Raw genomic sequence first — 13112 nt, 5'->3', positions numbered from 1 at the left:
ATCGATTGTTTGGTTCGTTATTGTTCGCGGGCGATGATATAATCCGCTAAGCGAAGGAATATCTCTTTTTCGGTGAAGTCTGTCAACACATCCTTCGCCTCTCGAATCAGTTGCGCGGCAATCTGTTTAGACTGCTCAACGCCAACAACCTTGGGATAAGTAGCCTTTTCGAGTCTTGAATCCGCTCCAACAGTCTTTCCTAACGTCTCGAAATCACCTTCAACATCAAGAATGTCGTCAACAATTTGAAAAGCCAACCCTAATCGCTCACCGTACTGCGCGAGTTGGTCGACGACACTGTCTGGAGCCTTGGCCAATAGCGCACCGATCTTGATTGATGCCGTTATCAAAGCTGCGGTCTTGCGGCGATGTATACCTTCAACTTCAGCCAAGGTTACTGGGCGCCCCTCGGCTTGTACGTCCGCGACCTGACCGCCAATCATGCCGCGAGTGCCGATTGCCCTGCTGACTTCCGTGACGATTCGCGGATCGCCGGATTGGGCAAGAATTTCGAATGCAAGCGCGTGAAGCGCATCACCAGCCAACACGGCAATGTACTCGGAAAATTTCTTGTGAAGCGTCGGCAGTCCGCGCCGGAAGTCGTCGTCATCCATACACGGCAAGTCGTCGTGAATCAACGAGTAGGTATGGATCAGTTCGAGAGCGCCGGCTGAGTCATAAATCGAATCGCCGACACCGCCACAGGCAAAATAGGAAGATACCGCCAACACCGGACGCAACCGCTTTCCGCCGGCAAAGACGGAGTAGCGCATGGCTGCGTGGAGTTCTTCGGGAGGAAGTGATTCTGGGGGCAAGAGTCGGTCAAGGTGCAGATCGACCTTTTCGCGAACTGCCTTGAATGGCGAAACGCCCTGCCTGAGCGTCTCAGGCATCGGGATTTTCCAATGTTTCGAGCTTGACGTTGTCATTCTCGACGACAAGCTTTTTGATCTCAGCTTCGACGGAAGCGAGTCGTTCTGCGCAGAGCTTGCTTAGACGCATACCCTCCTGATAGAGCTTGATTGCGTCATCCAGCGGCAGTTCACCCTGTTCCAGCTTGCCGACAACGTCTTCAAGCCGACGTAGATTATCTTCAAATGTAGCGTTTTTCTCAGCCAATTGAACCTCAAATTAGTCGGACGATGGGCGCAGTATAATGGATAAAATACGCAAAGCAATCGTTCTTGTGTGAGATTTCCCCCGTTATTTATTCGATTACGGCATCGTGAGAGCCGTCTGCCCAAGCAATGTCAACCTTATCGCCAGCCACAAGTTCCGACGCGTTCTTGACGACAGAGTGATTGGTCTTCTTCCTAATGACGGCATAACCGCGCTTTAGAACATTGTCAGGCGAAAGTGCCTCAAGTTTGTGGTGTTGAGTTTCGAGCCGCGAGCTATTCTTCATCATGGTTTTCTCAACAGCATTCTGGAGCCGCAAGTTGGCTTCATCAAGCCGCTGCGCGAACGGCTCCACCATTACTGCCGGTCGCAAAAACAAACGTGACTGCCTCAAGCGGTGCAACCGTTCTCGTCGCAGTTCGAGACCCCTCTGAAGCGAACGCTGTAAGCGGTCATTGCTGTCGCGAACAAACTGCAGTAGCGCCACAGCATCGAATGTCGCCAGTTCCGCAGCTGCCGACGGAGTCGCTGCACGCAAGTCGGCAACGAAATCGGCAATCGAAAAATCGATCTCGTGTCCGACCGCCGAGATTACCGGAATTCGCGAGTTGAATATCGCCCGGGCGACGACCTCTTCATTGAACGCCCACAGGTCTTCCAACGAGCCTCCGCCTCGGCCGACGATAATCGTATCGACCTCGCCCCACTTGTTGAATTCAGCTATTGCTGCTGCAATGTCGGCAGCGGCGCCATCGCCCTGCACCTTTGTGGGCCGCAGAACAAGCCGCACCATCGGAGCGCGCCTGCGGCAGATATTGATAATATCGCGGATTGCAGCACCCGTCGGCGAAGTTACAATTCCGATGGCGTTTGGGAACTGCGGGATCGGCTGTTTGTGTTCGACCTCGAAAAGCCCTTCTGCAAGCAGCTTAGCTTTGAGTTTCTGAAACTGCTCTTCAAGCGAGCCAATGCCTTTGGCCAATATTTTGATGACTCTGAGCTGATAGTTGCCGCCCTTCTCATAAAGGGTTATGTCCCCAAATGCACGGACTTTAAGGCCGTCCTTTAGAGCTAAAGTTAAACCCTGTGCTGAGAATTTCCAGATAACGGCCTTGAGCTGTGAGTCAGCGTCTTTGAGAGTGAAATAGCGATGCCCGGAGGTGTGAAGGAGAAAATTTGAAATCTCGCCTTCAACCCAAACTGAGGAGAACTCACCTTCGAGAATTCCCTTCATCTCGCGGGTAAGCTGTGATACCGAATAGACCTTTTCTTGCTCAAGCTCATTGCTCATGTTGCAATAATATCGATTGTTGCGACTTCGACAAATCACTTCTCGCGATTCGCCCAAATTGACTCGGTGCTTTGTTGTAGAGCAACCTGTTATTATGAGCACAACCGCTACAACCTTTGGGCTTTCCGGTGAATACTATCGATCTCAGGTGGATTTCCTCTAAATTGTGTTCCGAAATTCGACGAAATTCGTCTCTGAGTTAAGTGGCTACGATAAAATAGGTTAGTGCTTTTGCATTTGCAGGAGATTTGCACTACTGTCAAGATAACCGACACTATTGGAAGTCCGAAGTCGATGCATCGGAATTTAAGTCACTGTATTACTTGTTGTTACCAAACTGTTTCGTTTTGGCAAGTCGTTTGCTAAGTAATAGGTCATCTTGGCCAGTAGTGTCTTTTACAGACAATCCACTTAGCGGAAGCTTCCCCAGCTTCCGCTAAAATTTTTTGGGGGAGATTTGTTGTGATTTTAGTTTAGGGCAAGAATGTCGTGAACGTAGAAGTCGATCAGAACTTCGCCAAAGAACAGCGCCAAAATTGCTGCAAGTGACAAAAACGGTCCGAACGGAATCATTCGTCCTGCACCTTGCTTGCGAGACAGAACCATCTGGCCGATGGCAAAGATCAGTCCCAGAACGGCCGCTCCGAAGAAAATGAATATGATGTTCTTCCATCCCAAGAAGGCTCCCAACATAGCGGCCAACTTGATGTCGCCTCCGCCCAACGATTCTTTCTTGAAGATGAAATCGCCAAGTATTGCGAGCAGATAGAGCGAAGCTCCTCCTGCAACCAGGCCGATCAGCGCATCGAGCGGCGTGACCAGCGGATTCACGAAGGATAAGCCCAATCCCAGAACCATGCCGGGATAGGTGATGCGGTCAGGTATTATGTAGTACTCAAAATCGATGAATGTTACGACCAGCAACATTGAGAAGAATATCGCCGCTACCATCGTGTGAAAGCTCAGGCCATAAAGCGTGAACGCCAACAGGAAGAACGAAGCCGTAACGAGTTCTACCATCGGATAGCGCCAAGAAATCGGCGCCTTGCAGCGACGGCATTTGGCGCGCAGGATCACGAAACTCAACAACGGGATATTATCGTACCAGCGGATCATTTCTTTGCACTTCGGACAGTGCGAACGCCCGGTAACGAAGTTTTCTTTGCGAGGCAGGCGATGAATCAGCACGTTCAAAAACGAGCCGATAAATGCGCCTAACCCGAAGGCGTAGATGCTAAGGATGATTTCCGGATTCATATCACAAAGAGTATCGACAAACGAAGTAGTTAGCTCAACAAGTTATTGAGCGATCGAATCTACCATGTTTCATCGATTTGTCGCCAATGTCGCCAGCACCACCGGTGCCAATTCAGCTCGAAGTCTTCGTTCGCCAAGTAGAATCGGCTTTGCGCCAGCTCGAATCAGGCTGTCTTCTTCGATGCGGCTGAATCCTTCCTCCGGTCCGGTCAGCAGAAGAATATTCTTCCCGCCGGCAGCCATTTCAGAACGAAACAGGACACCCTTTAGCGATCCTAGGAGGATTAGATCATAACTTTCGAAAAGCGCGGGGACGTCAGAAATCTCGACCGGTTCGGCAATCGCCGGAAGGACGGTTCGCAACGACTGCTTCATCGAACTGATAGCGACCTTGCGCCATCGTTCGATTCGTTCGCGCGATTTTTCTTTGGTTAACTTGCTGGGAGAATTCTTGCTGATAATCGGGAGGAATGCGCTGACACCCAGTTGTGTGCACTGGTCGAAGATTTGATCCGCCTTTGATTGTTGCGGCAGGCCGAATCCGACAGTGACGTTGAATGGCAACTCGTTGATATGACGCGAAACTTTGACGACTCGCGCCTTGACGACTTTGTTCTCATAGGCTGCGATTTGCATGCTGTATAGATTCGCACAACCGTCCGTCGCCAACAGCATGTCTCCAATGTAAAGACGAAACGCTTTGAGTATGTGGTCGGATTCTTCACGCCCGAAAGTGCAAATCTCACCCTCGAGTTGATCCGGTTCGAAATAGAAATGGGTGCTGTTGCTAAGCTTTGATGACACGACAGCAGATCCAGTCATTCTTGCGAGCGATCTGATTTCCCTGCATTCCCTTCATTCGCAGGAAATTGACGAACTCGTCTTCTTGCTCGATCAGAATTCCGGAGCGGATTAGAATGCCGCCGGGCTTGAGGCAGCGCATGAAGTTTTCGAAGAGATTGTAAATCTCATCCTTGATCAAATTGCTGACAACGATGTCATAGAATCCGGCGAGATGGATTTTCTCCATTGACCCGAATTGAATCGTCACCCGATCGGCGACATTGTTGAGCTGGATATTTTCCTGCGCATTTTCGATTGCCGCCAAATCAATGTCGAGACCGAGACAAGCACCGGCGCCGAGCTTGGCCGCCAATATACTGAGGATTCCTGAGCCGCAGCCAAGATCAAGCATCTTGTCGCCCGGTTGGACATCCTTGGCAATTTGCATCATGCACATTTGCGTAGTTTCGTGGTGGCCGGTTCCGAATGCCATCTTGGGTTCGATGATAATCTGCAGCTTGTCGCCATAGTTGATCTGATCCCAAGTTGATTTGATCACGATGTTATCAACGATTACCGATTCGAGCGATTGCTGGTAGGACTTGATCCAGTCGATATCATCAATCGGACGAACCGTGATGATCGACTCCAGGCTCTCGGTGCTGGCCACACCGCAGCGGACGAGATACTTCCCTAACGATTCGACTTTGTCGCGCGATTCATCCTCGACCGGCAGATAGAATTTGACGCGGAAACCGTCGTCTGCAATCTCGGTCACCAGACCCTGAGATAGCGATTCGGTAATGAATGAAGTGACGATGTCTTCAGCAGTGTGATCGCACTTTACACTGATTTCGAGATATCCTGCCAACTTTACACCCCCAGCGATTCTCTAAGCCGTTCAAAAATCGACTTGGTATCTTTCGCTGGTGGAACATCCCCTTCGATATGGCGCAACTTCTCGTAAAGTGCTTTCTGCTCTGATGACAAACTTTGCGGCGTCCAGACAGTCATCTTCGCCAGCAAATCACCGCGACCGGATGAGCGCAATTTGCCCAACCCTTGACCGCGCAATTTCAAAATCTTGCCGGTTTGTGTTCCGGCTGGAATCTTGAGTTTGACCTTGCCGTCAAGCGTCTCAATCTCGATTTCGCCGCCGAGAGCCGCTGTTGAGATTGTCACCGGAACTTCGGTGATGATGTCATTGCCATGACGCACAAAGCGCTCGTGATCTTTTTCTTCGATCAATACGATGAGATCGCCAGACTCGCCGCCGCGCATTCCGGCGTTACCTTCGCCGCGCATCGGAATGTAATTGCCTTCCGAGACGCCGGCTGGAATTTTGACAGTGATAGTAGCTTGCTCTTCCACGCGCCCTGAACCAGTGCAGGCGGGACATGGCGAAGTGATTACTTCCCCGCTGCCGCCGCAATTCGAACAGGTGCTGACATTGACGAATTGACCAAACATCGAACGCGATACCTGGCGCACTTCGCCCATGCCTTTGCAGACGCGGCATTTTTCTTTGGAGGCTCCTGCGGCTGCACCCGAACCCGAGCATGTACCGCAACGTTTGAAGCGCTTATACTTGATAATCTTCTCGGCGCCAAATGCGATCTCTTCGAGCGTCAACCGCAGACGAACTTTGATGTCTTCGCCGTGAAAGTGCTGGCGTCCTCCGCCGCGTCGACCACCGCCACCAAACATATCTTCGAAGGTCGATCCACCCATGCCAAAGTCACGCATGAAGGCACGCAACGCGTCGTTGATGTCGAAGCCTTGACCGTATCCACCGCCGCCACCGGGGAAACCACCCTGCCCTGAAGTTGCGGCATGACCGAACTGGTCATAGCGCGCGCGTGTCTGGGCATCCTTGAGCACTTCGTAAGCCTCAGTGGCTTCCTTGAATTTCTCTTCGGAGGCTTTGTCGCCCGGATTTTTGTCCGGGTGAAACTGAACCGCCAGTTTGCGGTAGGCTTTTTTTATCTCATCCTCGGTCGCGGATTTGGCGACACCGAGTATCTCGTAATAATCTCGTTTGCTCATATCAATAAGCAGTGACCTCCATCACTGCGTCAGGACTACTTCTTCTTGTCCTCGTCAACTACTTCATAGTCGGCATCGACGACATCTTCCTTAGCCGGTCCGCTGCCTTGCGTTTTGGCTTCGCCGGCGGTTTCGCCTTGCGCTGAAGCCCCTGTCGCTTGTTGCTCCTGCGTCTGTTTGTAAATCATCTCGGCGATCTTTTGCGATGCCGTCATCAAGTCATCCATCTTCTGATTGATGATCTCGACCGAATCGGTCTTAAGCGCAGCTTCCAGCTTATCTTTGGCGTCGACAATTGCCTGCCGCTCTTCTTCGGAGACCTTGTCTCCATACTCTTTGAGTGTTTTCTCAGTCGAGTATACGACCTGGTCGGCTTTGTTGCGCACTTCAATCAATTCGCGCTTCTTCTTGTCGACTTCAACGTTGGCTTCCGCATCGCGAACCATTTTCTGAATTTCGGCTTCTGAAAGTCCCGATGATGACTCAATCTTGATTTTCTGTTCTTTGCCGGTGCCAAGGTCTTTTGCCGAAACGTGGACGATACCGTTGGCGTCGATGTCGAATGTCACTTCGATTTGCGGCATGCCACGCGGTGCCGGCGGAATGCCCACCAAATCGAATCGACCGAGTGTTCTGTTGTCGAGCGCCATTTCGCGCTCGCCCTGCAGTACGTTGATGCTTACCGCCGGCTGATTGTCGGAAGCAGTCGAGAACACCTGCGACTTGCGGGTCGGGATCGTCGTGTTGCGTTCAATCAATCGAGTCGCTACGCCGCCCAGAGTTTCAATACCCAATGACAATGGCGTCACATCGAGAAGCAGAACGTCTTTGACTTCACCGCCAAGCACGCCGCCCTGAATTGCTGCGCCGATAGCCACGACTTCATCGGGATTTACACCGCGATGCGGTTCGCGTCCGAACAGGTCTTTGACAACTTGCTGAACCTTGGGCATGCGAGTCATACCGCCGACAAGCACCACTTCGGCGACTTGCGACGGATCGAGCCCGGCATCTTTCAATGCGCGACGACACGGTTCAACAGTGCGCTGAATCAAGTCATCGGTCAATTGCTCAAGCTTGGCGCGTGTAATCGTTAGGTCAAGATGCTTCGGTCCGTTTTGATCGGCTGTGATAAACGGCAAGTTTACCTGAGTCTGCATCGTCGTCGACAGTTCACACTTGGCTTTCTCTGCGGCTTCCTTGAGGCGTTGCAATGCCATCCGGTCTTTGCGCAAGTCGATTGATTCCTGACGCAGAAATTCTTCGGCGATATGATCAATCAGTCGCTGATCGAAATCGTCTCCACCCAGATGCGTGTCACCATTGGTTGAGAGGACTTCGAAAACGCTGTCACCAAGTTCGAGAATCGAGATATCGAATGTTCCGCCGCCCAAATCGTAAACCGCGATTTTCTGATTCTTGTTCTTGTCGAGGCCGTAAGCCAATGCCGCGGCTGTCGGCTCATTGATGATGCGTAGCACCTCAAGACCAGCGACGCGTCCAGCGTCTTTGGTCGCCTGACGTTGACTGTCGTTGAAGTACGCCGGGACCGTGACAACTGCCTGCGTGACGGAATGTCCCAGATACGATTCAGCGGTCGCTTTGAGATTCTGCAGAATCAACGCCGATATTTCAGGTGGCGAGTACATTTTCCCGTTGATATCAACGCGACAGTCGCCGGATTCATTTTCGGTGACTTTATATGGTACGAGTTTCTCTTCGGAACTGACCTCCGAATGTCGGCGTCCCATAAAACGCTTAATCGAAAACACCGTGTTTGTCGGATTCTTGATTGCCTGTCGCTTGGCAATTTGTCCAACCAATTTCTCGCCGTTATCCAAAAACGCCACGACCGAAGGCGTAGTACGTCCGCCCTCTTGATTCGGAATGACGACCGGCTCGCCGCCTTCCATGACTGCGACGCAAGAGTTGGTCGTACCGAGATCTATTCCAATTACTTTAGCCATTATCTATAACCTCCATCACATCGAAACCGCGAATATAGCCCAAAGCTATCAAATTATCGAGAGTCAGCAATGCTTAGTTTTCTTCTTTCTTCTTGGTGACTCCAACCTTGGCGTGGCGGATCACCTTGTCATTAAGTGTATAGCCCGGGGAAAGTTCATTTGCTACCGTATCCGGTTCCTTGTCATCGGCTTCGACTTGTAGAAGCGCTTCATGAAGTCGCGGATCAAAAGGCTCGCCGAGCGATTCGAACCGCTTAAGTCCGGCGTTGCTCAAAATCGAATTGAGTTTGTCGTACACCAATGCGACGCCTTTGCTGTAAGTTTCAAAATCGACATTTTCTTCGCGGCTTTTCATTGCACGGTCGAAGTTGTCGAGCACATCCAACAATTGAATGATCAAAGATTCATTGGCGCTGCGGATAATGTCCGCTGTATCACGACGCGTCCGTTTGCGGAAGTTATCAAACTCCGCAGCTAATCTCAAATAGTCGTTCTTCTGTTCCTCAAGCTGCTGCTTCAATGAAGTTACCTCATCTTGCCCTGATACCGTTGTTGTCGTTTCTGCTTCGGTGACAGCGCCAACTTCAATCTCGACAGCTTCATCTTCAGAATTGTTCTTCAGACCTTCTTTGTCCATATCCTTAAACCATTTCCTACTTTGATAATATCTCTGACAGCACTTTTGCTGTGTAGTCGACAACTGACATCAACTTGGCGTACTCCATGCGTGTCGGTCCGATGATACCGATCGTCCCTCGGTTTTGACCGACTTCGTATGTGTGAATAACTGCCGAACAGCCCTTCATGCCTTCGATATTGGATTCTGCACCGATCGTGACTGAGACGCCATCGCCGGCAGTTTTGTACTTAAGTAATCCGACAAGACTCTTGCGCTCTTCCAAAAGAGTGATGAATTCGCGCAGCTTCTCCGGGTCTTTGAATTCTTTCTGCGAAATGATATTCGTCGTCCCGTCGGTATGCAGTCCTTCGATTGCGGACTCATCGAGAATGTGCTCCTTCTGTTCCATGAACAGCTTGAGCAGCTGCGGCTCACCGCGACTGTCATTGCGCAAGCGCTCGAATACCGTGCGCCGGATTTCACCCAGTGTGAGCCCCACCAGCTTATCATTGAGTAGCTCCGCCGTCTGCCGGATTGCCTGGTGGTCGATTTCGGTGTCAACTTCCAAAAGAAGGGTCCGCACCAATCCCGACTTAACGGCAATGATGACCATCACCTTGTTATCAGTGACTTGAACCAAGTCGATTTTGTTAAGGACAGCTTCTTCGAACTTGGGCATGACTGTCACACCAAGTTGTGCGGAAACTTTCGCCAATACCCGCGCTGTCTGTTCGAGCACGTCTTCAATAGCGCTGTAGTCAGTGACCAGCAATTTCTTGATTTTGTCGCGGTCAGCCTGTGAGAGCTTCTCTGTCTTGAGCAGCGAATCGACATACAACCGATACCCCGACTCGGTCGGAATCCGCCCAGCCGAAGTGTGCGGCTGTTCAATCAGACCACGTTCCTCGAGATCCGAAAGAGTATTACGGATTGTAGCCGGAGAGACACCGAGGTTGAAACGTGTTGCTATGACCCGTGAGCCGACCGGTTCAGCCGTGCGGATGTAGTAGTCGATCAATAACGCCAGGACTACTCGTTCGCGCTCTGTTAAGTTATAAACTGCCATCTCTCCAATTCGCTCTTAGCACTCTCTACTTAAGAGTGCCAACGAAGGTAGCAAAAAAAATCGGTCTGTCAACCGCAAACCTATCAGTTACTTATACGCAATATTGCCGCTTTGTTTGCGCTAATTCACTGCTTCGGGACACAACCTGCTAATCTGACACCGGTAGGCCACCCGTAAGGCTCTTCAACTCATATAGATAGCTGTTGCCACGTACGTTCATGATTTCCGGATAGACAGAAGTATCGAAGCGAGTAATAATGAACGCCTTGCCATCATTCCCTGAATCGGGGGGAAAATCCACGCCTCTCAGAACAATCAACCGGATCATATTGCAAAGCTCTTCTTCCATCAAAAACGAACCACCCCTCTTGGGATATTCAAGAGCCTGCCAGAGCAGGAGGTCGGCAATGCCCTGCGGTGGTTCCGCCAGCCAAACCAAATATTCACGGTTGCCATCGGCTTCAATGATATAGCAATACGAAGGCAGTCCGGCAATCGTGTCAACTTTGCCAAAGTACTCCAACGAGTGATTGGCCAGCGCCCGCGCTGTTGGCAGTGATTGTAGATTCTCGCGATATTGCTTGAGAGAGTCGCTGTGGTAGCCTTCAAGGCCAAACGTAGTCTTGCCAAAAAGCACGCTGTCCGGCGACTCGCCGTATTCTTTTTTCTGGTCCAGACGGTAGGAGTAGATCGACACTTCCAGATTCTTGCCGTCAAAAGTTTGTGTGACAACGTGGTGCTGCATGACTTCAAGAAACGATGCGTAATGAACTGCTTCATAGCGCAACACGTACTCAGTAACCTGAGCGTCTGTTCGCACGACGCAGATGGCGAGAAGCGACAAAACGGTAAGAATGTGCAGCCTTATGTTCATCCAGCAAGAATAGCTTCTACACACCCTTCTGACAACCACTAACTGCCGCTAACCGCATCTTTGTTTTCAGCCGATACTACTTAGGATGAAGCTCTCCAATATCAAGTCGAGCGAGATCGATGCCGGATGGCTGAAACGAATCGGATTCACATACGAAATCCGCATCCGTCTCACGTTGGCGTTTATGTTTCTTCTGATACTTGTGGCGAATCTGAATTCACTCAGGTACTTCAGCCAGACAATTTCGGCGCGCGAACAGCAACTTCTGGATCAATCTTCGCAAAATCTCCGGCTTCTTGCGGTATCGATGGGTTCGAATCCGGTGGATCGCATTAACTCACAAAATGTTCGCGACTTGGCGCTAGCTGCGGGATTCTCGAGGGTTTCGCTAATTGAGACTGATGTCCTGCGCGATGATTCGGCACAGACGTCCAACTTGGTTCCGTTCGACCGACTATCGGAAATCAGGAGAGCGTACGCGCTGCCAAAAACAATTGCTGGTGGAATCCAAGCAGTACTTCCAGCCTCATTATCAGAATCGTATCGACTGCCGTCCGGCAATATGGAGCGAACCGGCTTCTACCACTTCACGCCAGAAAACGGCGAGCCGCTCACCTTGGTCGTCGCAATCAACTCAGGCGAGTTGAGTAACATCGAGCGATTTGCGACTCTCAATACATTGTTCCAGGTACTGAGTGTTCTCGCGGCGCTCACGATGGCAGTTATGCTCTTGAAGATCACGATGAAGCCATATAAGCAAATCAAGAGTCAGGCTCTTGCCGCGGATATCGCCCGGACTGACAATCCGGAGTCAGTCGATTTCGCTGTCGAGACTTTTGAAAAGGTGATTGCCGAGCTGCGCGCAAAGGAGCAGAAGCTTCAACAGCTCTACGCGCAACAACGAGATCGCGCCGCAAGTCTTGAGCGTTATACAGAGGATGTTCTGGGAAGTATGCCTTCCGGAGTCCTTAGTTGCAGCACCGACGGGGTCATCACACACTTTAATGAATCTGCTGCCAAGATTCTCTCGATCAATACTACCGATGCGATTAATCAGCAGTTTGCAGCCACGCTTCGCGATTGGCCGTCCCTGCGTCAGCTACTCGCGGATACGTTGCAGACGCGCACCGGGAAGAGTATTCCAGAAATCGAGATTCTTGCCAAAAGTAACTGCTCGGTGTGGCTTTCAGTAACATGCTCACTCGTAACTGATGTCGATGGAGCGGTTCGCGGCGCGACGCTGCTGATCTCAGACATAACAGAACTAAAACGCCTTGAAGCTGAGATAGTCGTCAAAGAACAAATGGCGGCGTTGGGTGAGATGTCCGCCGGTTTGGCACATCAGCTTCGCAATTCCATGGGCGCCGTGATTGGTTTCTCGCAATTGCTCAAGAAAACATGCGCCGAAGGTCCTACGTCCGATATGGTTTCTGGTATTCTGCGGGAAGCACGCATCACCGGCGAGATGCTCGATAGATTTCTCAAGTTGTCACGAGTTGGCGAGGTCTCTCCAGTTCCGACGAGCTTTGACGAGATTCGCACCGCACTTAGCACACATTTCGAAAACAAACTTGCCGAGCGTAATCTTGAGTTGGTCGTGAATTGTCAGAGTGAAATGCCTATCTTTGTGTGCGATACGTTGCTAATCACCAATACACTAATCAATCTCATCGAAAACGCAATTCAGGCATCCCAAGCCGGGCAGCAGATTATGCTCGATATTCGGTTTGACGAATCGTCAAACATGTTCTGCCTCGAAATCACCGACCGCGGAAAAGGTATGAGCGAGGATCAACTCTCGCGCATATTTACGCCGTTTTATACTTCCGGGAAAGCTGACGGCACCGGTCTTGGATTAGCTCTTGCTCGCAAGTGGGTGATGGCACATGGCGGGACGATTGTCTGTCAGTCAGAATCCGGCCACGGGACGCGGTTCACGATCACACTGCCGGTTATTCCCCATCAATTCGCTACGGGATCGCCGCGGACCGAGAATACAGTTGCCTCATTCACGTTTTAGCTTATATTGTTATCCTAAAAGAGATTATCAGCCGCACGAGCAGCGGCGTTGATTGTACTTCACCACGCGA

General features: G+C 50.9%; 12 protein-coding genes. 1 reads left to right on the top strand and 11 read right to left on the bottom strand.

Annotation, left to right across the window (positions count from 1 at the left end; translation table 11 throughout):
* Window positions 1-17: 17 nt before the first annotated feature.
* The 11 genes from IPH59_00930 to IPH59_00880 form a co-directional block, all read right to left on the bottom strand.
* The gene (locus tag IPH59_00930) at window positions 18-893 is read right to left on the bottom strand and encodes a polyprenyl synthetase family protein (GenBank protein MBK7090278.1); all 876 of its coding nucleotides are present in this window, start codon (window positions 891-893) and stop codon (window positions 18-20) included.
* Window positions 886-1119: an exodeoxyribonuclease VII small subunit gene (gene xseB / locus IPH59_00925; GenBank protein MBK7090277.1), complete on the bottom strand. Its 234-nt coding sequence runs from the start codon at window positions 1117-1119 to the stop codon at window positions 886-888. Before xseB ends, IPH59_00930 begins: the two co-directional genes overlap by 8 nt.
* A gap of 88 nt (window positions 1120-1207) precedes the next feature.
* Complete coding sequence (locus tag IPH59_00920) at window positions 1208-2410, bottom strand: exodeoxyribonuclease VII large subunit (protein ID MBK7090276.1); 1203 nt, start codon at window positions 2408-2410, stop codon at window positions 1208-1210.
* A 468-nt stretch (window positions 2411-2878) separates the two neighbouring features.
* Window positions 2879-3667, bottom strand: coding sequence for a prepilin peptidase (locus IPH59_00915; protein ID MBK7090275.1), 789 nt, complete (start codon window positions 3665-3667; stop codon window positions 2879-2881).
* Window positions 3668-3736: 69 nt separating this feature from the next.
* Entirely contained in the window at window positions 3737-4471 is a 735-nt protein-coding gene (locus tag IPH59_00910; protein MBK7090274.1) for a 16S rRNA (uracil(1498)-N(3))-methyltransferase, read from the bottom strand.
* The gene (locus tag IPH59_00905) at window positions 4455-5321 is read right to left on the bottom strand and encodes a 50S ribosomal protein L11 methyltransferase (GenBank protein MBK7090273.1); all 867 of its coding nucleotides are present in this window, start codon (window positions 5319-5321) and stop codon (window positions 4455-4457) included. Before IPH59_00905 ends, IPH59_00910 begins: the two co-directional genes overlap by 17 nt.
* Before the next feature lie 2 nt (window positions 5322-5323).
* On the bottom strand, window positions 5324-6496 hold the full coding sequence (gene dnaJ, locus IPH59_00900; GenBank protein ID MBK7090272.1) for a molecular chaperone DnaJ: 1173 nt from the start codon (window positions 6494-6496) through the stop codon (window positions 5324-5326).
* Window positions 6497-6531: 35 nt separating this feature from the next.
* Window positions 6532-8463, bottom strand: a complete 1932-nt coding sequence (gene dnaK / locus IPH59_00895; protein MBK7090271.1) for a molecular chaperone DnaK — start codon at window positions 8461-8463, stop codon at window positions 6532-6534.
* Window positions 8464-8536: 73 nt separating this feature from the next.
* Entirely contained in the window at window positions 8537-9100 is a 564-nt protein-coding gene (grpE, locus tag IPH59_00890) for a nucleotide exchange factor GrpE (protein MBK7090270.1), read from the bottom strand.
* Between the two features lie 16 nt (window positions 9101-9116).
* Window positions 9117-10148, bottom strand: a complete 1032-nt coding sequence (hrcA, locus tag IPH59_00885; protein MBK7090269.1) for a heat-inducible transcription repressor HrcA — start codon at window positions 10146-10148, stop codon at window positions 9117-9119.
* A 148-nt stretch (window positions 10149-10296) separates the two neighbouring features.
* Window positions 10297-11022, bottom strand: coding sequence for a hypothetical protein (locus tag IPH59_00880; protein ID MBK7090268.1), 726 nt, complete (start codon window positions 11020-11022; stop codon window positions 10297-10299).
* Between the two features lie 85 nt (window positions 11023-11107).
* On the opposite strand from IPH59_00880, the gene IPH59_00875 reads away from it, so the two are divergent.
* Window positions 11108-13042 carry a PAS domain-containing protein gene (locus IPH59_00875; GenBank protein MBK7090267.1) on the top strand — a complete coding sequence of 645 codons (1935 nt, stop codon included), beginning with the start codon at window positions 11108-11110 and terminating at the stop codon, window positions 13040-13042.
* Window positions 13043-13112 lie beyond the last annotated feature (70 nt).

Source organism: bacterium (assembly GCA_016708315.1).
Classification (GTDB): domain Bacteria; phylum Zixibacteria; class MSB-5A5; order CAIYYT01; family CAIYYT01; genus JADJGC01.
Note: the sequence above shows the minus strand (reverse complement) of the source record. Positions and strands in the feature narration are given on the sequence as shown.

Excerpts from the sequence above, each read along its gene's own strand:
- IPH59_00930 (MBK7090278.1), bottom strand. The coding sequence starts at position 893 with ATGCCTGAGACGCTCAGGCAGGGCGTTTCGCCATTCAAGGCAGTTCGC.
- IPH59_00920 (MBK7090276.1), bottom strand. The coding sequence starts at position 2,410 with ATGAGCAATGAGCTTGAGCAAGAAAAGGTCTATTCGGTATCACAGCTT.
- IPH59_00915 (MBK7090275.1), bottom strand. The coding sequence starts at position 3,667 with ATGAATCCGGAAATCATCCTTAGCATCTACGCCTTCGGGTTAGGCGCA.
- dnaJ (MBK7090272.1), bottom strand. The coding sequence starts at position 6,496 with ATGAGCAAACGAGATTATTACGAGATACTCGGTGTCGCCAAATCCGCG.
- dnaK (MBK7090271.1), bottom strand. The coding sequence starts at position 8,463 with ATGGCTAAAGTAATTGGAATAGATCTCGGTACGACCAACTCTTGCGTC.
- grpE (MBK7090270.1), bottom strand. The coding sequence starts at position 9,100 with ATGGACAAAGAAGGTCTGAAGAACAATTCTGAAGATGAAGCTGTCGAG.
- hrcA (MBK7090269.1), bottom strand. The coding sequence starts at position 10,148 with ATGGCAGTTTATAACTTAACAGAGCGCGAACGAGTAGTCCTGGCGTTA.
- IPH59_00880 (MBK7090268.1), bottom strand. The coding sequence starts at position 11,022 with ATGAACATAAGGCTGCACATTCTTACCGTTTTGTCGCTTCTCGCCATC.
- IPH59_00875 (MBK7090267.1), top strand. The coding sequence starts at position 11,108 with ATGAAGCTCTCCAATATCAAGTCGAGCGAGATCGATGCCGGATGGCTG.